Here is a 21,970-nt window from a genome sequence, read left to right on the forward strand (position 1 = left end):
TGATGAGATAAAATTAAGAATGAAAATACTGAATCCAATCCTTCCAATTATGGAAGAAATTTTAGGAAATTTGACCGCACTTCGTGAGGCTGGAAAAATTACCAATCAAAAAATTGAATATGTGCCTTTACACTGGTATGAAAGTGAACGAAATATTTTGCGTAAGCCGACACAATCGGGGCGTGAAATTGCCTTTCGTTTGTTAAAAGAAGGGCAACGTTTAAAGCACGATGATGTGGTGTTTATCAGTGATGAATTAGTGATCGCCATTGAGATTTTACCAAGCGAAGTGATTGTGCTGTCGCCAAAAACCTTGCCTGAAATGGCACGTGCTTGTTATGAAATTGGTAATAAACATTCGCCACTCTTTTTAGATGGTGATGAAGTCACATTGCCTTACGACAAACCGATGTTCGAATGGCTACAAGCTGCGGGTTTTGAACCACAGAAAGCCGAACGCCGTTTAAGTCAAGCTTTGCGTGCTAATTCTGCACAAGGTCATGGTCATTCTCACGGACATTCCCATAGTCATGATCACCATGGCTATCACCATCATGGAGATGGCAATTGGCACAAGCACTAGATTTTTCTCGCTTGGCACAGCTTGGTGCGTTGTTGCATCTTGTGGATCCCACTTTGCCAATTGGGGGATTTAACCATTCCAACGGGCTAGAAACTTTTGTTCAGCAAGGAAAAGTCATGACGAAAGCGAGCCTTGAAGAATATGTGCAAACCCAATTATTACAAAACTGGATTTATAACGATGGAGCTTATTTATCTTTAGCCTTTGATGCCATGAAACAGCATGATCTTGCTCGCTTGCTTGAGCTTGATCAGGAACTGGTGGCAACAAAAATTGCCCGAGAAAGCCGTGAAGGCAGTTATAAACTGGGCGTTCGTTTGCTAAAGATTTTTATCCGTTATGAAAATCATCCGTTATTGCATGCATTTCAACAAGCCATTACAGCTCAACAAACGAAAGGCTTTTTTCCTGTCGTATTTGGCATGGTGGCAAGTGCCATGCAATTAGAGAAAGCAGAAGCCCTTTATGCATTCTATTACAATGCGGCAGTTGGGGCAGTGACGAATGGGGTCAAACTCATTCCCTTGAGCCAAATGGATGGACAAGATATTTTATTTGCATTACGTCAACCTATCGCCAGTGCGGTCGAAAAAAGTTTAAATCCTGATCTTGAATGGTTAGGTGCAGCAACATTGGCGAATGACATTCGCTCGATGCAACATGAGCAGCTCTATACAAGATTATATATGTCTTAAAATAGACACAATAATTCTCAACACATGATCTGAGCGAGGATAATCAACTTGCTCAAATAAAAGGAACACAAATGCGTAAATACATTAAAATTGGTGTGGCAGGCCCAGTGGGGGCTGGCAAAACAGCGTTAATTGAACGCTTAACACGTGAAATTGCCAATAAATACAGTGTGGCAGTGATCACAAATGATATTTATACCCAAGAAGATGCGGAATTTTTAACAAAAAACAGTTTATTACCACCAGAACGCATCATGGGGGTAGAAACAGGCGGTTGTCCACATACAGCAATTCGTGAAGATGCATCAATGAACTTGGAAGCGGTTGATGAAATGGTGGCACGTTTCCCAGATGTGGAGCTCGTGTTTATTGAATCGGGTGGTGATAATCTTTCCGCAACCTTCAGCCCTGATTTGGCAGATGTCACGATTTTCGTGATTGATGTCGCACAAGGTGAAAAAATTCCTCGTAAAGGTGGACCAGGTATCACACGTTCGGATCTCTTAGTGATCAACAAAACGGATTTAGCGTCGTTCGTGGGGGCTGATCTCAGCGTGATGGAACGTGATGCACGCCGTATGCGTCGTGGTCAACCTTTTATCTTCACCAATTTAATGAAAAAAGAAAATCTCGATGGTGTCATTGGTTGGATCGAAAAATATGCCTTACTCAAAGACGTGGAAGAACCCGCTGCTTTAGTTCGATAATCTCTCAGGCGGGCATGAGGCTCGCCTCTTTTCCCTCTAACAATGGTCTAGTATGCACAGTAAATTAATCCTTTCCACAAAGTTAAGCGAGCATGGCAAAAGTCAATTAAACGACTGTTTCGTCTCCCCCCCGTTCAAATTAATGACCTTACCTGTTTATGATGATCCTTGGCAGCATGGTTTAAATGCGATGCAAATGTCGTCCTCACCGGGATTATTAGGGGGAGACTATTTAGACATTCAAATTTCGTTGGCAGAAGATACCGCACTTTCATTGCATACACAGGCATTTGCCCGAGTACAAGCCATGAACGCCCCACATTTTGCTGAACAAATCACAAAAATCCAGTTAGCGAAAAATAGTTGTTTATTCTACTTGCCACATCCGTTAGTATTGCATAAAGATTCAGCACTGAAGCAAAAAACCCAGATTGAAATGGGGGAAAATGCCAAGCTTATTTATGGGGAAGTGGTGGCGATTGGTCGAGTATTAAATGATGAACGCTTTGCCTTTAGACACTTTTCTTCCCATTTAAAAATTGCCACAGAAAATAAATTGCTGGTTTCTGACTGCATTCAATGGCACCCCGCAACCATGAATCTCACTGCATTGAGCCAAATGGAAGACTATTCACACCAAGGGTCATTGCTTTACTTGAATTTAGCTAACACCACGACTGAATTAAAACAGCACGTTTTAGACATTCGTGACATGATCGGTGAACCGAGCAATATGTTAATCGGAATTTCACAATTAAATGAAGGCGGTTTTATGCTACGAGTGTTAGCCCATCGTGCTGAGACGATACAACAACTATTTGAAACCATCGGTCTAAAACTCAAACAAAATTAGGAAGATAGTTTGCTGTATTTCCATTAAAAAATCGAAATTTTCAAAAAAATGACCGCACTTACTAATGGATTAATCGATGTGGAAAGTCACTTTCTGTCAGCAAGCAGGGACGCTGAAAAAACGTAATCAAGATGCACTCTTTAATGGTGAACGTGTTTATCAATATGTACTAAAAAAGTCAGAAACGATTGAAATTGAAAAGGAAAATTTGATTATCGGCATTTCTGATGGTGTGTCTAACAGTCCTCGCCCAGAGCTTGCAAGCCGTTATTTTATGGAAAAATTGCAAGCTTGTAACCATCTCAATTCCCAATGGCTAAGAGCCACACATCAACAATTTTGTGAAGCACATTGTAAACGTATTTACGGCTCAAGCTGCACCTTTGTCGCCGCTCAACTCTCACCCAACGGACAATGTTTGATCATGAATGTGGGCGATAGCCGAGCGTATCGCATAACCCCCATGGGCGAATGGATCCAACTCAGCTACGATCATATTTTACTGAACGAACTCACCCCAAACCCAGATCAACGCACAGAATATGCCGCAATGTATTACGGCTTATCAGATGCACTTATCGCAGACCACGAAGAAACCGATTTCCGTATTTTCACCGAGCAATATCAATTACAAAAAGGGGATTCTCTTTTACTGTGTTCGGATGGATTAACAGACGACATCCCCGAACACATCAGACACACCATTTGGCAGAAATTCGACAAAATCGAAGAAAAACTCACCGCACTTAGACAATATACCAAACGCCTAAAAAGACGAGATGATTTTTCGGTGATTACGCTATTGTTTAACAACTAAGGAAAATAAAAATGGAAAAAAACGATAAAAAAACAAATGAAAGTATAGGTGAAAAAAGATCATCATTTGGTACGCTGTCCTTAAAAGATATCGCCAGTTGGGAACCAGCTACAGAGGTTGTAAGAGAAGAGAATAGTAAGCATCATTTCAAAGTCAGCTTACCTGCGTTACAACGGGGGAGCGTTTGGAAGGCAGAGCAAGTAGAAAAATTGTGGGACTCCATATTCAAAGGCTATCCTATTGGGAGTTTGTTATTGACTAATCGAATAGAGGGACAAGGTGACAAAAGAGGTCGTTACGCCAGTAATATTAAGCCAGATAATTATATAGTAGGGCAAAGTGAAAATACTAAGTCAGAGAATAATGGGGACATTTATTTACATTTAATCGATGGGCAGCAAAGAGTCAATGCCATTACGTTAGGATTTTATTTACCTGATTTAGACAATGCTGAAGATACATCCTCTATCTTATGGTTAGATTTAGAACCGAAGAACCCTGATACAAATACAACAAAAGAATATATGTTTAAACTCACAACTTCTGCACATAAATGGGGATATAGAAGTGATGAAAATGCGAGTAGATTGGCATATAGTGATATTAATAAATTTCAAGAAATAAAAGAAGAATTAGAAGAAAAAATAAAAAATAACTTTCATTACCCTATATCAGCAGGGCTACCTATTCCTGTAAAGTTTCTTTTTAAATATTTTGATCATAAAAATGGATTTGATTTTGAAAAAATTCAGCGAGATAAATGGTTTGAGTATATTGACCTTTTTTATCAAGCTGTTAATAAAAAAAATTCTGATCCAAATGTTAAACTCATTGAAAAATATAAAGATAAAATAAAAAATATACTTCCAATATTAAAATCATTCCAAGACTATAGCGTTCCTTATTGGCTTTTTAGAAATGAACAAAATATTGAAGATATAGAGCTGATTTTCACCAGAGTGAATAACCAAGGAACATCTCTTGATCAAGAAGAACTGCAATATTCGATTATTAAATCCTATCTTCCAGAAATAGAACAATATTTAAGAAACCTATCTGATAATGCCCAACTCATCATGGGGGAAGCGAGAATGGTTTCATTAGCAATTAGATTTTTGAGTATTACTAAAACTGATGATAATGAAAGTTCAAAGATAGATAATTATGCAAGATTAAATATAGAAAAAATTAGGAAGATATTAACATCTGATGAAGAAAATGATGTCATTCTTAAAAAGAGTATATGTGAGCTTTTCAAAAGTGGAAGACTAGCGAAAATTATAGAATTTATAAATAAAAACTTTATCTTAGATTATGATAATGAATGTGATGAAAAAGATAAATATCGAATCCCTAAATATCTGAGAGCATCGATAATATGGCGTAGTCAGGATATTTATTTGTTTTGGATGTTAATTGCAGATAAAGTATTTGAGGATGTAAAAATAAATAGAAGGAAAGATGATTTTCTCACATCTTCAGAAATTAAAAAGTATATTGGACTTTCTTTATATATTCATTGGTTTTCTGATAAAAAAGATCGTGTTTTAAAATTTTTAATAAAAAATGCCTATACTTTTATCAAAAAGGAATTTTCTAATATAGATAGTTCTGAAATAAATAATTCGGATTATATTAATGATATGATTAAAATACCTGATGTGGATAATTTTAAACGAATTTTAGGTGGGATGTTGTGTCGCTTTAATGAGTTTTCAAAGGAAGTTAAAAAGAAATCTGAAAATAGAGATGAATACCGCTATTTGTCTCAATTACTTACCCAAGAAAATAATAATGAATATTATTCATTCTTAAGCAAAATATGGTTATTACAAGAGTTACTGGTATTTGTTCAGAAAGAGGATGAAAATGGTATTATTCGAGTAGATGATTTTGATCCTACCAATAAATTTTTATGGGAGGCTCATAATAGACCTTGGGATTATGATCATATTTTACCAAGTGCAAAATTAGACAGACGTACGTACGATGGAGACTACCTTTATTTTTGTAAAATTTTTCAAAATAGTATCGGAAATCAAATGGCGTTATCCTTCTCAGAAAATCGCTCTAAATCCGATAGTAGTGATGAAGATTATTTAAAGGAAAAATCAAAGAATCTAGAGTTATTTCTTAATAACTATACCTCTTTTTGTTTTTCTCAAAAGATGTGGGGAAATGAGGACAAGTCTAGAAAGTTTATCGAAGCTGTGACTAAGCGTATGCTTGAGATGTATAAATTTTGGTTTGAGAGGTTAGAAATTTCTGCAATTCTCACCTTGTTTGGCAAAAATTAGGTATTAAGAAAATGTCTAAATACTTCCCCCGCTCTTAAAAAGAGCGGGGCATTTTTTGTCTTATTTTTCGAGTGTTGTTTTCACCCATTCCCCATCAACTTTCTGATAAATTTCCAATATTTCACTTACCTTGTTGAGGTTTGTAAACTCAATGGTTGTTTCGTTATCATCAAATAAATTAATGCCTTGTTCAAAATGACAAAATAGGATTTTTGTGCCATTTTCAAGTTGGTTAAATTGTGTTTCTGAAGGGGATAATTGGCGAAAGGCGACCTTCAAGGTTGTGGAGAACGGATGGTGTGGTGGATAAATTAGTGCCACCTCTTTTGCTTGAAAAATCCCTTGATGATCTTTGAATAACAACGGAGTGCGTTGATAACATTGTTGCACTTTTTCAAAAAGCGTAGTTGGAGGAAGGGCGATTTTGTCCAGTTGTTGTTTGAGGCGGTTAATAGCGGTTGTTTGTGCCCATTTCCCCATGACATTGCCTGCTTGATATACGGGAAGTTCATCATAACGGTTGATTCGCAACGCCTTTTTTCTGCTTAATGTTTTATTTTCTAAGCCTAAGAACTGGGACAATGAAGATAAGATGTGATTGCGATCTTGAGCAAAATCAAGATATTCGGCGGTATAATGGGCTTTGAGTTTGGAGATACTGTCATGAAAATCAGGGTGATCCTTTTTATTCACAATGCAATAAAAATCACCGTAGTTCGTTGATAAATGATAAGCATCGCATTGATATTCTGTTTGCAAAAAGTGCTGGATATTTTTGGCATCATGGCTGTGTAATTCATTAAGTGCGGTGGTTTTTAAAAAAATTTTTTCATGATTAATTTCCCGTTGCCAAAAGCGTGTTATTGCTGCTTGTGCCTCTTGCATGCGTGTTTCATCAAGCATGCTTTGTAGTTTGGCTTGATTCAGTAAAAACTGAGTGACGGTTTGCCAATTTGGGAATTGCTCAGACCCAAAATGAATGTGTTCACCTTCAAATTTATCCACGCCATTTGCCGTGCGATCATCAATAATGTAGTCCCCTTTATTTAAATGTTTATGATGACTGAGAATCAGCCTTTTATATAACAAACTGCCTTTTTCTTTACCAAAATAATGTTGGATCCAATTTAACTTATCCATCCACGCACTCGGATTGCCCCAAGGCGAAGTGGAAAGAATATAAATATCATAATGTTTAGCGAGGATATAGACACTTCGAATGGCATTTTCCATTGGTTTCATTAATGAAAAAATAGTCGGTACTTCATCCAGTCTGCCTTGATATTTGATTTGTATTTCTTGCGGTAATTGGTCGATTCCAGATTGAAAATCAACTAACACATTGTCCATATCAATATATAAAAGTGGTTTGTTCATCGTCTTTTCCTTGTCTATTTATTTGATGTGATTAGTGTAAAAGTTATGCGGATAAAAAGAAATGCCCTATCTTTCGCATGCGACATAAATTGTCGCAATGCTTTCTAAAATAGCGTGGTAGATCAGGATAGGAGACGTTTTATGCATGAAATTAAATTAAATAAACCGACGGTTTCACCTTATGCAGAAAAATTAATTTTAAAAATTTTATTTGAACATAACCAGTTAAAGAAATTTGTTAGACATACTGATTATTATTCTGATAATTTGGCGAGTGCTTTGGGATTACCTGAAGAAGATGATTTATTAGTGACAACAGATGAAACATCAAGCAAAGCATCAGGTGTGTTTGGCACTCAGTCCATTAAGCCAACAGTCACAAAGTTACTTAAAGCACGTTATCAAAAAATTAAAGCACTTCCATTGATTATTCCTGATTATTTGGCAGTCGCTTATGACAATTTGCATAGAATGCAGCGATATTTGGAACTGAATGAAACAGAATTTGCCATTTTACAATTATCTATGCATATTCGGGCAGAAAAGGCACTTGAAGAGGGGTTAGAGCTGCTCGGGAGTGCGGATTTAAGCTCGTCTTGTCGTATTATTGCCAGCTTATTAAACACATCAAAAACGAAAGTGATAAGTGCGGTGAGTAAAACAAACAAATTAATAAGTTATGGATTAATGGGTAAAAGTCGATCTTATTATTCTGATGTTGATGATCACATTGAATGGGGCGATACCCTAGATCTCGATGAGTTTTTATTATTTGAATTAAACGAAGATACGCTCTTAACAAAATGCTTGAGGGTTGCTCAAAATGCCTCTTTAACCTTAAGCCATTTTGAACATATTAGCGATATGCGAAATATGCTATTCGATTATTTGAAAGAGACGGTTCATTGTCAGAAAAAAGGCGTCAATATTCTACTTTACGGTTTGCCGGGAACGGGAAAAACGGAATTGGCTATTTTGCTCGCACAAAGTTTAACGCTTCCTTGTTATTTTTTGCATCATGAAGACAGTGACGGGGAGGTGATTAATGGTGAAAAGCGTTTGAATCGTTGCCATCTTGCTCAAATGTTATTAAAAGGGCGAAAATCATTGATCATTTTTGATGAAGTAGAGGATGTGTTTTCTAGTGGCTTTTTTGAACGGTCGGTTGCACAAAAACACAAAGCTTGGGTGAACCATTTTTTAGAAAATAACAGCACGCCAATGATTTGGATTTCTAATTCGGTGAAGGGGATTGATCCTGCTTATTTACGCCGTTTTGATCTCATTTTTGAAATGCCACAATTACCGATTCATTATCGGCAAACGCTCATCCGTGAGCAGGCGGTGGAAACATTATCAGAAGCAGAGATTCGTTATTTTTCGCAGATCCCTAATTTATCCCCCGCAGTGCTAACAAAAGGTCTTGAGGTGGTGAAGCATTTAAAACAGCAAGATCCGCAGCTGAATGTTTCTGAAAAATTGTTGACGATATTTAACCAGACTTTACAGGCTCAAGGGTATAAAAAAGCTTTCCCAATGCCTACACAAAAACTCAATTATTCCCTTGATTATGTGGCGTGTAGGCAGGATTTACACCAAATTAGCGAAGGGTTGCGAAAATCGAAGCAGGGACGTATTTGTTGTTACGGCCCGCCAGGCACGGGGAAAACGGCTTGGGCTGAATGGTTAGCTACGTTATTAGATATGCCGTTGTTGCTCTGTCAAGGATCGGACTTATTGAGCCCTTATGTGGGGGAAACCGAGCAAAAAATTGCGAAAGTGTTTGAACAAGCGAAACAGGAAAATCGCTTGTTAGTGCTGGATGAAGTGGACACGTTTTTATTTGCACGAGAAGCTGGGCAGCATAGTTGGGAGCATAGCCGTGTGAATGAAATGTTGACTCAAATTGAACGTTTTGAGGGGTTAATGGTGGTTTCGACCAATTTAATGGCGGGGCTTGATCCTGCGGCATTGCGTCGTTTTGATTTAAAATTGCATTTTGATTATTTACAGGCGGCACAGATCGAAAAACTGGCTCAACAGCAAGTAGAAATTTTAGGGTTAGCCCCACTCAATTTTGAAGCATTACATGCCCTTCAAGAGATGAAAAATATGACACTCGGTGATTTTGCACTTGTGGCACGTCGCCACCGCTTTAGTCCTTTTACACAGACGGCACAATGGTTAGAGGCATTAAAAGAGGAATCGGCACTGAAACGAGGATATCAATCTCGCCCGATTGGGTTTTAGCTTGCTTGGGGTATAAAGTTCGGCTTAAGCAAAAAGAAATAAGACAGAAACATTGCCCAAAGGGTGTTTGAAGGTATTGGAAAGTGCGGTGTTTTTTGAAAAAGTTTTGAATATTGGAGTATAGACAAAATGGTTGCTAAAAAGTGGCTTGGAGCCTTTATAGTACAAGGCTTTAAGCCACTTTTTTGAAATATGAAAAAAACGGTCCTTTCTGCCCTACGCAGAATATAAAGAACTCGCTTTAAAATATAAATGCCTCTGTTAAAACTATTCAAAGACATATTGATAAAGCCCCTAAAACCGCCTTAAAACCGCCTATTTTCACCCATTTAACTATTATGGATACCACTTTATTTGGGTGAGAGTTTGGTGTTTTGGTCATCAAAATGTCATGAAATAGGTTATTTTTCTTATAAATATAAAGGGTAAATAAGGGGGAGCTTAAAATACTATGGGGAATTATTTATCTTTGAAAACTATCCAGAATTTCATATAGAAAACACGACAAATAGACTTGAAGGTTTATTTAGTGAGCTTAAAGGAAGTTAATAAATTATAATGGTTTAAGTAAAAAGCGTAAGAAGATGTTTATAAAGGATGTTTTGAATAATAAAAGCAGTTAACGTTCAAAAATATAATGGATATTCCACACTTTTGTTCATTACAGCTTTATTGAAAATAAATAGAAATGGAAAAATAGTCTAACATAATAATCATCATGCGGTGATATTTCTCCATTTATTATAATTGGTTACTTTTTTGTGAAGTGTTTTTTATATGCATCTATGAGGCAATAATATATTTTTTTATATAAATATGGTATAGAAAATAATATAAATAAATCTATTGGTAATTTATATATTATAGAAATATCTATGTAATTATGATATAATTGCATCAATAATACTGCTATTAATACTCCACATGTATATACATTGCTATCTTTCATAATTAATCGTTAGGAATATTTCCATTTCGTATTTCCATCATAACGTTATCTTTATAATTTTCTCCTAAATTTTGAAAATCTACCACATCGATCACGCTCCCTGCTATATATTCACTTACTGCTCCACGAAACCCAAGTCTTGAGCCAAGAACAGAAAATGCACCTGCATACTTTCCTCCCCAATCACTAAAATTAACAACAGGTCTATTACCTACATCATCCTCATTCCCGTTACAAATAGGACAATAAGGTCCAAAAAGATACTCATTTAGCCTGTAGTCACCCCCTGAAACAGGGTATAAATAACAACTATTTTTGATTTCGATCATAAGAATTCTCCTATTAAAAACCGATTTAATCCTAGCTTGGTAACTTATCACTATCATTATTAATGATAACAATTATTATTATCATATCAAGGAAAAATCTTTACTCATTAGACCAATAATAAAAATTCCTCGTCACCCAAAATGATGGCAAGGAATTTAATCATTTCAAGCATTTATCTTGGAGAGGGATTCACGCCTTTTGCATAGAATGTAGCGATATTTGGAACTGAATGAAGCAGAATTTGCCATTTTACAATTATCTATGCATATTCGGGCGGAAAAGGCATTTGAAGTGGGGCTAGTGCTGCTCGGTAGTGCGGATTTAAGCACGACTTGTGGTATTCCAACTTATTATAGACTCATCAAAAGGAAAGTGATAAGTGCGGTGCATTTTGAAAAAGTTTTGAATATCGGGAAAGGAAAATATAGGGGGCGATGCATGCCCCCTAAATTTGTGGTGATAGGTACTGGTATTAAAAACGTTTGCTCAATTCAATAAAGGCACGGTGTTTATCATAGGTTGAGAAAACATGATTACTTTTCACTTTGTTATAACTATAGGTTAAGCGAGGGGTGACACCTAAGTAGTGAATTGCACGGTGCCAAACACTCACATTCACGCCATATTCTTGGTTACGTTGAGTGGTTAAGAAGATAATCATCGGGCCTTTGTAATGTTTTTTGGCATAACTTAGGGAAAGACGGGTAGATAAGCCTTTTCCCCATTCTTGCCCCCAACCAATCACGGCACCTCGACGAATAAAGCTATCGTCAGGATCTCTTGTGTAAGTATCATTAAAGTTGAGGTTGGCAAACCAATACTGTTTGGCATTGGCTAAATAGGTGATGCCTGCCGAGATAAAGTGGCTATGTCCATTTAAATGTTTGCGGGTGACATAGGTTTGATCGCTGTATTCATAACTGTGATTGAACTGCCATTTTGGGGTGATCCAATAATCCGCTTCAAGGGTAATCCCATGGGATTTGGAAAAGCGTTTTAAGGTATCACTTTGTTTTGAACCGCCTGCATAGATCACTTGCTCCATGAAAGGCAACAGGGTAAGGCTACCTTTCACATTTTGGAAGCCAATGCCGATACTGGCTTTGCCTCGTGCTTCATTATATTTTTTATTATCCCAATAATATTTTCCGCTACCTTCTAAACGAAGCTCGTTAAAAAAGCCATTTCCCCAGCTCCATTTTTTACCGATGTTTAAATTCACACCAATGCCACTGGCAGATTCTGCCTCAGGTCCAGTCCAATTGCCAATGCGAGTGCCTGTTTTAGGTGCATTATTAATATTCGGATCATATAAATAGGTTGCCCCACCGTTTAATGACCAACGATTGCGTCGCTGAATCGCTTGTTGATATGACTGAACTAATGAGTGGAGTTCTGGAATTAGGGGTTCTGCCCCTAATTTTTGGAACTGATTTTCTGCGGCATCAAGCTCGTTATTTTCAAATAAGGCGACGGCAAGTTGTAGGCGAACAATGACAAGATCGGATTTTTCAGCTAATAATTGGCGATATAAGCGAATTGCCTCACCATGTTTATACGCTTTACGGGCTAAAATCGCCTCTCCCCATTTTAATAATATCGGGTCATGATATTGACTGGGTACTTGTCGATAAATCGGCAATAACAAGGCGACATGATCGGCATTATTTTGTGCCATTGCAGGCAGAAGAGCTCGAATAACGAGGCTAGGATATTTCACTAATTCTTCTTTGGAAATCTGGAGGGTTTTTTCTGCAGGTTGATTTTTGACAGGTTGTTCCCATCGTGGTGCTTGCGTTTGCAGAGGTGTCGCTGGTCGGTCTTGGATACGTTGATCATTTAAGCGTTCATTAATTTTTTCTCTTACTTGCTGATCATTGATTGGCGTTTGAGCATGAGCCAAGCTTGATAAGCTCAAAAATAATACAGGATAAATTAATTTTCTGTTCATCTTATTTTTTCCGTCACACAAAAATAGTTTTTCATTATATATGAGAATACGTCTTATTTAAAGTAAAGCGGGGGAGATTGAAACACAGAGTCAATTTAAGCATGCGTGTTTTTTATTGGTTTCATATAAACAAAAAAACTGAATCAATTCAACTTAAAATAAAAAATACAAGGAAGAATAGGCGACATATGGGGAAAGCGTTGTTGAAATGTGATGAACCTTTCCTTTTAATAATTTGATATTAAATAACATGTTAATCATGTTGAAAAAGGATTTTTTCCAACTGAGGTGATACTAATCGGAGGAGTATCCCGTGATTTTTTCTGCCTTATTTTCATTAACGTTCTAATCAATCAATGATGAGGAAAATAAAACCAATTCGTGAGACTGAAAATACTCATATTTACAAATAATTATCATTTAAGTATATTATATGATAATCATTTTTATTTTAAGACGAGGGAGAGCGGAATGGATTTATTAAGAAAAAATCAATTAGCCATATTGGTTTCATTGATGTTAACGGCTTGTGCAGGCGGAAAAGGGGGATTTGATACCAATACGGTAGTGAAAGATGATGATCCTGAACCGAAAAAAATCATTAGAACCTACACGCCACAAGTTGATCCTCACAATCAAAATCCATCAGACTCTCAAGCCATGACCGCACCCGGCTATGAAATTGCAATACTCAGAAGAAATCAAGCCAGACATATGAAAGACGGTTCTCTGTACCCTGTTAAAAATGGAAAAGTCGGGGAAGCTGAAGAATATGTTGCCATTAATCTTGCCGATATTAAACCCATCACAGAACGTGATTTCAAACCAAACAGGGACTTTCAACATTTAAGCATTGGTTTTGAAAATTACAATTCAAACAATAACTTAGAAACAGAAGGTCAGAAATTTACCCCCCATGTTTATCGTATCGGGCATACAGGAACACTACATTATTATGTGGAAAATCCCACTACGGAATTAACCTTAAAAGGACAGATTACCTATAAAGGGATATGGGAATTTTTAACCGATGTCGATCGAGATAGAAACGGGAGATCCGTTAAGGGATATTCTGATTATGTGGGTTATGGCAATGATTTTAGTGCTAATTCGGGATATAGCGATTCGAAATATGAAAGTACGTTTGTTGCAGATTTTGATAATAAAAAATTAACAGGCACCTTATTACGTAATGCTCGTATTTTCGGACCAATCGAAAATTATAAAATTGAAGCGGCAATTAAAGGTACTCGTTTTAGCGGCAAAGCCACTGCCTCTGACGTAACGGATCCTTATTTAGGTGATCATGCAAATAACCTACAAGGGACATTTGCGGGGCATAATGGCGAAGAATTAGCTGGGCATTTTTTAACGAATCATCGTCGTGGGTTTGTGGTGTTTGCCGCAAAACATGATGAAAAGGATCTGAAAATGCTCACACAAGCTTTACGCATTAATGTGGATGCAAAAGAAGATTTTAAACCCCTTGAGTTAAAGAGCTATGGCAACATCAATAAATTATTACTTGATGATCAGAGCATTTCTTTATTGCGTGGCGAAAATCCAGGCTTTACCACGACGAGAACGGTGAAATTAGGTGAAGAGGCTGATTCTGATGAGGTAACGGTGACCATTTGCTGTGGCGATTTAAATTATGTGAAGTTTGGTTTAATGGATCATAAGAGTCCGAGCCAAGAGGGATTTGAAGATTATGTGGACTACGAAGATGATGAAGAGGGAGACGAAAGCCAAAAAATGCCAAACCCGTTAGGCAAAAGTGTGTTTATCCAAGGTGCGGTCAGTCCTGAACGAAATATTCCGAAAACAGGCAAAGTGAATTATGAGGGATCTTGGTTCGGTGTCCTTGTGAATCGAGGCAATGTGGTGCAGACCGTCAGACCTGATGATCTTTCCACGAATGACGGCAAACGTATTGGTAACCGTTCTGCATTTACTGCCGATTTTGATCAGAAAACTTTAACTGGCAAATTGTGGCGGAAAGAAGATGCTGAAAGTTTACCAGCAGTGGATATTCAAGCAAGCATTACAGGAGCATCTTTCAAAGGGACAGCAACCGCAAACAGTGCTTATGGCATTCACTTAGACCCTGGTAACCAAGGGGGATCAAGCGATGTCATGAAATTTACAGCAGACACGTCAGGCTATTTTTACGGACTAGATGCATCTGAATTGGGCGGATCCTTTGCTCATCAGCAAGAAGTTGGCGAAGGAGTACATGAAAAAGTCGGCGTGGTTTATGGGGCAAAAAAAGTGGATACAAAGAAATAATAAAAAATAAGGAATGACATAATGCGTAGTAAAAATAATAAATCTAAACCGTTTGTTTATTCAGCAATTTATTTGGCGATTTTTGTTTATCCCGTTTTACCTTATCAAGCGTGGGCAGATGCCTCGGCGACAGGCACGCAACAGTTAAGTGATGTTTATGTGGTTGGCAAGAAAAAAGCCACCCGTAAAGATAATGAAGTGACTGGGCTAGGTAAAGTGGTGAAAAATCGTGAGGTGATTGATAAAGAGCAAGTGCTCGGTATTCGTGATTTAGTTCGTTATGACCCAGGCGTGACGGTGGTGGAGCAAGGCCGAGGGGGATCTGCAGGTTATGCGATTCGAGGCGTGGATAAAAACCGTGTGGCATTGTTTGTTGATGGCATTCCTCAGGCACAATCTTATGTGGTACAGGGGAATAATTCACGTGCAAGACAAGGCGGTGGCTCAATTAATGAAGTGGAAAATGAGAACATTGCTTCTGTTGAAATCAGTAAAGGGGCAAGTTCAGCGGAATACGGCAGCGGCTCATTAGGGGGGGCGATTGGCTTTCGAACCAAAGAACCCGCTGATTTAATTAAAGAAGGGAAAACTTGGGGCTTAAGCACAAAATCGGCATATAGCAGTAAAAATAAACAATATACACATTCCATTGGTTTTGCGGCACGTCAAAATCATTTTGAAGGCTTGGTGCAGTATACCCATAAAAAAGGGGAAGAAACCCATGTGCATAAAGACGCCATTAATACCACCAATTACCGTGTAACCCGTTTAGGCGTTTATGAAAATATTTATGATTTCAGAGCAGAACCGAATAAAAAGAGTGCAGAATGGTTTGTCATAAAAGGGGCATGTGGGGACGTGCAATGTGCACCACGAGCTTATGTACATGTTACAGACAGCCATTTTCGTTATGGTGATAGTCGAACTACTCCTTTTACGCCAGAAGAGCAGGCAGAGATTGCGAAAATTCCACATCTAAAAGAAACCTTAAGTGCGAGGGAATACACGGGGGATGATCGTGTAATGCCCGATCCTATGGATTACAAAACAGAATCTTGGTTAGCTAAGTTGGGTTATCATTTTGATGATCGCCATTATTTGGGAGCGGTGTTAGAGCATACGACACAAAAATATGACATCCAAGATATGGGCGTGAAAGCCTATTATAGTGGGTCAGAAAAAACACGGTTCATTAATAGCCAAGGGGTGTATGGTCCGAACCAAACTTTGCTAGATGGGGCATCAATTGACCGAAAAATCGGACTACGCTGGAGTAGAACACGTTTTCATGATGAAACCCACAGCAAAAAACGACAAGGGATTGTCTATCGATACCGTGGCGATGATAACCGCTTATTTAATCTAGCCGATTTAAGCTATGACTATCAAAAAATCGTGTTAAATACTTTAACGCACAATCGCTATTGTTCAGAATACCCAACGGTAGATAAATACTGCCGCCCTTCATTAGATAAGCCTTGGTCTTATTATGATTCTGAGCGTAATAAATACACCGAAGAACACCACTTGGTGAAAGCCTCTTTTGATAAACATGTCAATATCCTAACCTCTAAGCATAAGTTTAATGTGTTGTTAGGGGTGGATAAATTTAAGTCCTATCTCAATCGCGGTGATTATTTTAATGAATTTGCGAAGTTCGATTGGTTACCACTTGGTGGAAGGGGCTATTATGACAATCCTTATGTGTATGAATTGAAATCCGCCAGCATTGTTCATCAAGATTTATGTTTGATCGCACGCTCAACATACAGTTGTAAGAAACGCTTGATCACGGGGCATAATAAATTCGTTGCCTTACGCGATAATATTGCCTTGAATAAATATGTTGATTTGAGTTTAGGCGGGCGTTATGACTGGCATCATTTCCATTCAGATGATGCATGGACAGCCAGTGAAGATTATGAGACTTACTCATGGAATTTAGGTATTACACTGAAACCAACAAAATATCTTGCCTTCTCATATCGTGCTTCAAGTGGGTTTAGAGTACCGAGTTTTCAGGAATTATTTGGTTATCGTATTCCCGGCTTAGTACAAGGTGAAAACACCAGCTATGTATCTGATCTTGATCCTGAACGTGCCCTGAACCGAGAAATCGGTGTGGCACTCAAAGGGGATTTTGGTCATCTTGAAGTGAGCTATTTCAATAACCGTTATGAAGGGCTGATCACCGTGGCTGATGAAATTCGCCCAGGACAGCTACTTAGTAATTACGGCTATCATAATGCCCAAGATGTGGATTTGAAAGGCATCAATGTTGTGGGCAAAATTGATTGGAACGGCGTTTATGACAAATTGCCAGAAGGTCTTTATAGCACCCTTGCTTATAATCGTATTAAACCAAAACGTATTGTGAATAATCCAAAACTTACGGATATTCGCTCGTATATTTTTGATGCGGTGCAGCCTTCTCGTTATATTGTGGGCTTAGGTTATGATGATCCTAATGATAAATGGGGAATTAATGCGACCTTAACTTACTCGAAAGCGAAAAATCCAAATGAAGTGCAAAGCAAGCGATTCAATTATGTGAAGAACCGAGTTGAAACCGTCAATGCCGCCGATCAAACAGCAAGATCTTGGTATATTGTCGATGTTATCGGCCATGTGAATATCAAAGATTTTTTAACATTACGTGCGGGCATTTATAATTTAATGAATTATCGTTATGTGACTTGGGAAGCCGTTCGTCAATCCTCCAGTACTTCAATTCACAGGCATCATGATGTCGGTAACTACGCACGTTATGCCGCACCAGGTAGAAATTTTACCTTGTCATTAGAAATGAAGTTTTAAGTGAGCCATTGTTATTGATATAGGTTGTTAATAATGAAAAATAGACTTCATTCTTTTATTGTTGTGTTGAGTGTCGCTTGTGTTCATCTCTTATTAGCGTGGGGCTTATCAACGATCACCTTGCAAAATGATTATGAATTTGAAGAGACACTCGGGAATTTACAAATGGTCGAGGTTGCGTTGGGGGTGGAAGCCCCCTCTGCTCCTGAGCCAGAACCTGAAACCCCACCAGACTCTCCACCACCTGTTGAAGAGATTGTCTCCACGCAGGTCAATGAGGAAGTGGCGGACATTGTTAAGCCAGAACCGACACCAGAACTTGAAAAACCAAAACCCGCACCACCTAAGCCAAAACCAAAGCCGAAAAAAGTGGAAAAGAAAGTAGAAAAGAAAGTGCAGAGTAAAGAGAAAAAATCTGAAAAAAGCACCGCACTTGCGGGCAATAATCAGCCAATTGGTAATCCGAATGGTTCACCAACGAGCACCTCCACACAAGGCAATGCCGCAACCAGTGCCGCATTAGGGGCAGGTTATGGGCGTTCTATGAAAGGACAATGCTCGGATATTTCTAATGAAGCGGATGATGCGGGTAAAGTAGGCTTGAAAGTCATTATTTCAGAAACGGGTAAGGCTAGCCAAGTGGACATTATTTCTTCTTCTGGAATTAAGCGTTTAGATAATCAAGCAAAACGCATGGCGTCGTCTCATATTTACAGCCCAGCAAAACAAAACGGCAAGGCTGTTGTAGGGTCGGTGAGTTTTAACATTGTATTTAAGTGCGGTGCAGCCGCGTAGTTTTTTTATTTTTTAGAGGTTTTATTGTATGAATTTAATCCATATTTTTGAGCAACAAGACATTGTATTAGCAACATCTTTTTCGATTTTAGTGTTAATGAGTATAATTTCTTGGAGCATTATTTGTATTCGTGCGTTGAAAATGATGAATGTGAAAAAACGGAATAAACGCACCTTGGCTCGTTTTTGGGCGGCAGAAACTATCCAACAAGCTGAAGCGGAGATGGCAAAAGACCCTTCTGTGGTGGCGTCCGTTTTAAAAGGGGTATTGCCTTCTTACCATCGTTATCAAGAACAAAAAACCCAAGGGTTGCATTCTCACTTAGCCTTAAAAGATTATTTAACCCTCAATATCCGCCATGCTTTAAGCCAAACTTTACGTCAGTTCGATGGTGGGTTGGTTGCATTAGCCTCTATTGGTGCAGTGGCACCTTTTATTGGTTTATTCGGTACGGTATGGGGGATTTTTAATGCATTGATGGACATCAGTCAGCAAGGTCAGGTGAGTATTGCTACTGTGTCTGCACCGATTGGTGAGGCATTGGTTGCCACTGCCATGGGGCTTTTTGTGGCGATTCCTGCCGTGTTAGCCTACAACACGCTTTCACGTTTAAATCGCAATCTTTCACAAGATCTTGATGCATTTGCACATGATATCTATGTCTATTTATTAAATAAAAAAGGAGAGTAAGGCATGGCATTTGGTTCATTTGATAAAGAATCAGAAGGCGTAATGTCAGACATTAATGTGACGCCACTGGTTGATGTGATGCTAGTTCTGCTAATTGTTTTCATGATTACGATGCCTGTCTTAACGCAATCTATTCAGCTTGAGTTGCCCACGGCAAATATGGAACAAAAAGCAGAACCTAAAAAAATTATGCGTGTTGCCATTAATTTATCGGGCACCTATTTAGGTGAACAAATGGTGAATGAAGAGGAACTAAAAAACGCCTTCACCACGCAATTTAATGAAGATAAAGATGTGGTGGTGGCGATTTCTGCTGATGTGGCGGTGGAATATCGCAATGTGGTGAAAGTGCTAGAATTAGCACAAGAAGCTGGGTTGAAGAAAATCGGTTTTGTCACAGAAGTGAGCAAGTAATCCTGAAACCTTATGATAAAAAGAGCAAGTTTATGGACTTGCTCTTTTTTATGTGCTGAAAAGTGCGGTACTTTTTAAAAAAGTTTTCGGCTTGTTATAGCAAAATGTATTCGAAGGAATAGCTGCCTAATAGCCCCTCTAATAAGGCTTCGCTCATTTTTCGGTAACTTAATGGGCTTGCTTTTTCAATCATCACAATATGGCGTATGTTATCTAGGCTGTCCCCACTTAATAATAAATGATTGATAGCCACTTGTAAGGCAGGTAAGCTCGGGTTAAAAGCGACATTTTCAGCATAGCTACCTTGATAAATGCGTTTATCGTAGGTTTCAATTGCAACACCATGATATGCCTTGGAATAAGGGGCGTGAGCTGCGTTTGCGGCTTCCAATGCACTTAAAACTAGAGGATCTTCAGTTGGGTATGTCAGCTGATTATCATGTTCGTCCAATAAATAGTGACTGATATCAAGATGGGCAGGCCCAAAAGAATCGGGCAGATAATCGTGTAACAAGTTATTTTGGCTATGTGGCAAATGCACCTTTAATTCTGGTGCGGTTTTTAATTCATTCATAAATTGGCGGCAATGACCACATGGCGTGTAATTTACGACCACATCGGTAATGGCACGTTCTTTATTCATCCAAGCGTGAGAAATCGCACTTTGTTCTGCATGCACGGTTTGCTGAATATGGGTCTGTGTAAATTCTAAATTGGCACCAAAATAGAAATGACCGCTCACGCCGATGGCAATTGCCCCTACATGGTATTCTGAAATTGGGGCGTGAGAATAAGCCGTACTCATCGGTAACAATTTTAATGCAAATGCTTGTGGCGTGAGTTGATATTTTTCACAAAGATGTTTGACCGCAGTTGGCGGTAATACACCCTTAAAATGTTGTTCTGCTAAAATATGCCAGACATCATGCCCTAAGGCTTCTGGCTCAATCAACGGGATTTTATGTCTTAATTTTTCGGAAATAGGGCTGCTCATTTGATTCTCCTCATCTAAATGAATCCGCCTATCTTAAAGCAGAACATAAAAAAGATCTTCATGAAGAAGATCTTTTTGTGATGAAAATCAACGGTTGCCGACTATTTCGCCGCCTTGAGCTTTTGATAGTAACTTTCGTATAAATCAATGGCGTTATCCACATCAACTTGCCATTGGCTACGATTAATCACCTCTTGGGTTAAAAAGGTGGCGTGATCACTCGTCAAGGATTTAGGTAAGCGTTTTAAGGCTTCTAAATTTGACGTCGGATAGCCGATATTTAAGGTCAATTTTTCAGATACATCAGCACTGAGCAAATAGTTAATTAATTTGTAAGCATTTTCGGTATTTTTAGCATTAGCAGGAATGGCTAGGTTATCAATCCATAGCATGGTTCCTTCTTTTGGATAAACCATTTCCACCGACGCACCTTCGTTTTTCGCAATCCGCACTGAGCCATTCCAGAGCAGACCGATTTCTGTTTCACCAGAAATAAAGTTGCTCGCAGGATTATCGGAATTAAAAGAGAGAATATTTGGACGAAGTTTTAAAAGTTCTTCATAGGCTTCTTTTAATACGGCAGGATCTTGCGTATTCGGGTCTTTCCCCATTTTGAGAAGGGCGATATTAAATAATTCGCGAGGGTCATCTAACATTTGTAGCTTGCCTTTGAAGTCCGCATGCCATAAATCCCTCCAAGATTGGAATTTATTAGGATCCTGACTGGTGGTGTTATAAGCAATACCTGTTGCACCAAATAATTGGGGTAAAGAATATTTATTACCTTTGTCATAAGGACGGTCTAGCATATTAGGGTCAAGTTCCTTGATCACAGGCAATTTACTGTGATCTAAAGGTTTTAACATGCCTTCACGTGCCATTTTTGACACAAAATAGCTCGTTGGTGCAATCACATCATAGCCGCCATTATGACCTAAGGTTTTGAGCTTGGCGTACATGGTTTCATTGGATTCAAGACTTGAAACAATGACTTTGATGCCTGTTTGCTTAGTAAATTCGTCTAATAGTCCTTCTGGAACATATTCTGTCCAAGTATAAAGATACACTTCGTTAGCTGCGCTTGCGTGACTAGAGACGCCCAGCATCATCATTCCAGCAGTTAAAATGCCAGTTAATTTTTTCATTAAGATAAACTCCCAA

Annotated in this window: 17 protein-coding genes and 1 pseudogene; 13 read left to right on the forward strand and 5 right to left on the reverse strand. The window is 38.4% G+C overall.

All coding sequences use genetic code 11. The features are described from left to right. Positions 1-19 precede the first annotated feature (19 nt). From ureE to ACPEEM_RS02885, 6 genes are all read left to right on the forward strand, one after another. Positions 20-583, forward strand: a complete 564-nt coding sequence (gene ureE, locus ACPEEM_RS02860) for an urease accessory protein UreE (RefSeq protein ID WP_424405997.1) — start codon at positions 20-22, stop codon at positions 581-583. Then, positions 568-1,278, forward strand: coding sequence for an urease accessory protein UreF (locus tag ACPEEM_RS02865; RefSeq protein ID WP_424407657.1), 711 nt, complete (start codon positions 568-570; stop codon positions 1,276-1,278). Before ureE ends, ACPEEM_RS02865 begins: the two co-directional genes overlap by 16 nt. A gap of 71 nt (positions 1,279-1,349) precedes the next feature. Next, on the forward strand, positions 1,350-1,985 hold the full coding sequence (ureG, locus tag ACPEEM_RS02870; protein ID WP_424407659.1) for an urease accessory protein UreG: 636 nt from the start codon (positions 1,350-1,352) through the stop codon (positions 1,983-1,985). A gap of 52 nt (positions 1,986-2,037) precedes the next feature. Next, on the forward strand, positions 2,038-2,838 hold the full coding sequence (locus tag ACPEEM_RS02875) for an urease accessory protein UreD (RefSeq protein WP_424405995.1): 801 nt from the start codon (positions 2,038-2,040) through the stop codon (positions 2,836-2,838). Positions 2,839-2,914: 76 nt separating this feature from the next. Next, on the forward strand, positions 2,915-3,655 hold the full coding sequence (locus ACPEEM_RS02880) for a PP2C family protein-serine/threonine phosphatase (RefSeq protein ID WP_424405993.1): 741 nt from the start codon (positions 2,915-2,917) through the stop codon (positions 3,653-3,655). 11 nt (positions 3,656-3,666) lie between these two features. Further along, a complete protein-coding gene (locus tag ACPEEM_RS02885; protein WP_424407661.1) occupies positions 3,667-5,952 on the forward strand; it encodes a DUF262 domain-containing protein in 2,286 nt (761 codons plus the stop codon). A 927-nt stretch (positions 5,953-6,879) separates the two neighbouring features. Here ACPEEM_RS02885 and ACPEEM_RS02890 read toward each other — a convergent pair. Further along, positions 6,880-7,329: pseudogene (locus ACPEEM_RS02890) on the reverse strand (5' nucleotidase, NT5C type); the annotation flags it as partial. Between the two features lie 141 nt (positions 7,330-7,470). On the opposite strand from ACPEEM_RS02890, the gene ACPEEM_RS02895 reads away from it, so the two are divergent. Continuing rightward, positions 7,471-9,579, forward strand: coding sequence for an AAA family ATPase (locus ACPEEM_RS02895; RefSeq protein WP_424407663.1), 2,109 nt, complete (start codon positions 7,471-7,473; stop codon positions 9,577-9,579). A gap of 951 nt (positions 9,580-10,530) precedes the next feature. Here the strand turns inward: ACPEEM_RS02895 and ACPEEM_RS02900 are convergent. After that, positions 10,531-10,857 carry a hypothetical protein gene (locus ACPEEM_RS02900; protein WP_424407665.1) on the reverse strand — a complete coding sequence of 109 codons (327 nt, stop codon included), beginning with the start codon at positions 10,855-10,857 and terminating at the stop codon, positions 10,531-10,533. A 220-nt stretch (positions 10,858-11,077) separates the two neighbouring features. Here ACPEEM_RS02900 and ACPEEM_RS02905 point away from each other — a divergent pair, with 220 nt between their 5' ends. Further along, the gene (locus tag ACPEEM_RS02905; RefSeq protein ID WP_424407666.1) at positions 11,078-11,356 is read left to right on the forward strand and encodes a hypothetical protein; all 279 of its coding nucleotides are present in this window, start codon (positions 11,078-11,080) and stop codon (positions 11,354-11,356) included. Here ACPEEM_RS02905 and ACPEEM_RS02910 read toward each other — a convergent pair. Then, a complete protein-coding gene (locus ACPEEM_RS02910; RefSeq protein WP_424407668.1) occupies positions 11,331-12,809 on the reverse strand; it encodes a surface lipoprotein assembly modifier in 1,479 nt (492 codons plus the stop codon). The genes ACPEEM_RS02905 and ACPEEM_RS02910 overlap by 26 nt on opposite strands. 471 nt (positions 12,810-13,280) lie before the next feature. Between ACPEEM_RS02910 and ACPEEM_RS02915 the strand changes: the two genes are divergently transcribed. From ACPEEM_RS02915 to ACPEEM_RS02935, 5 genes are read left to right on the forward strand one after another with little or no spacing between them, the layout of a single operon-like run. Further along, on the forward strand, positions 13,281-15,098 hold the full coding sequence (locus tag ACPEEM_RS02915) for a transferrin-binding protein-like solute binding protein (protein WP_424407670.1): 1,818 nt from the start codon (positions 13,281-13,283) through the stop codon (positions 15,096-15,098). A gap of 21 nt (positions 15,099-15,119) precedes the next feature. Further along, a complete protein-coding gene (locus ACPEEM_RS02920) occupies positions 15,120-17,915 on the forward strand; it encodes a lactoferrin/transferrin family TonB-dependent receptor (RefSeq protein WP_424407672.1) in 2,796 nt (931 codons plus the stop codon). 33 nt (positions 17,916-17,948) lie between these two features. Continuing rightward, positions 17,949-18,710, forward strand: a complete 762-nt coding sequence (locus ACPEEM_RS02925; RefSeq protein WP_424407674.1) for an energy transducer TonB — start codon at positions 17,949-17,951, stop codon at positions 18,708-18,710. Positions 18,711-18,738: 28 nt separating this feature from the next. Beyond that, positions 18,739-19,401: a MotA/TolQ/ExbB proton channel family protein gene (locus tag ACPEEM_RS02930; protein WP_424407676.1), complete on the forward strand. Its 663-nt coding sequence runs from the start codon at positions 18,739-18,741 to the stop codon at positions 19,399-19,401. A gap of 3 nt (positions 19,402-19,404) precedes the next feature. Continuing rightward, on the forward strand, positions 19,405-19,815 hold the full coding sequence (locus ACPEEM_RS02935) for an ExbD/TolR family protein (RefSeq protein WP_424403802.1): 411 nt from the start codon (positions 19,405-19,407) through the stop codon (positions 19,813-19,815). Positions 19,816-19,909: 94 nt separating this feature from the next. Here ACPEEM_RS02935 and cdd read toward each other — a convergent pair whose 3' ends face one another. Then, the gene (gene cdd, locus ACPEEM_RS02940) at positions 19,910-20,809 is read right to left on the reverse strand and encodes a cytidine deaminase (RefSeq protein ID WP_424403800.1); all 900 of its coding nucleotides are present in this window, start codon (positions 20,807-20,809) and stop codon (positions 19,910-19,912) included. Between the two features lie 101 nt (positions 20,810-20,910). Then, the gene (locus tag ACPEEM_RS02945; RefSeq protein WP_424407678.1) at positions 20,911-21,954 is read right to left on the reverse strand and encodes an extracellular solute-binding protein; all 1,044 of its coding nucleotides are present in this window, start codon (positions 21,952-21,954) and stop codon (positions 20,911-20,913) included. Positions 21,955-21,970 lie beyond the last annotated feature (16 nt).

Source organism: Pasteurella pantherarum (genome assembly GCF_049670885.1).
In the GTDB taxonomy this organism is placed as follows: Bacteria; Pseudomonadota; Gammaproteobacteria; order Enterobacterales; family Pasteurellaceae; genus Pasteurella.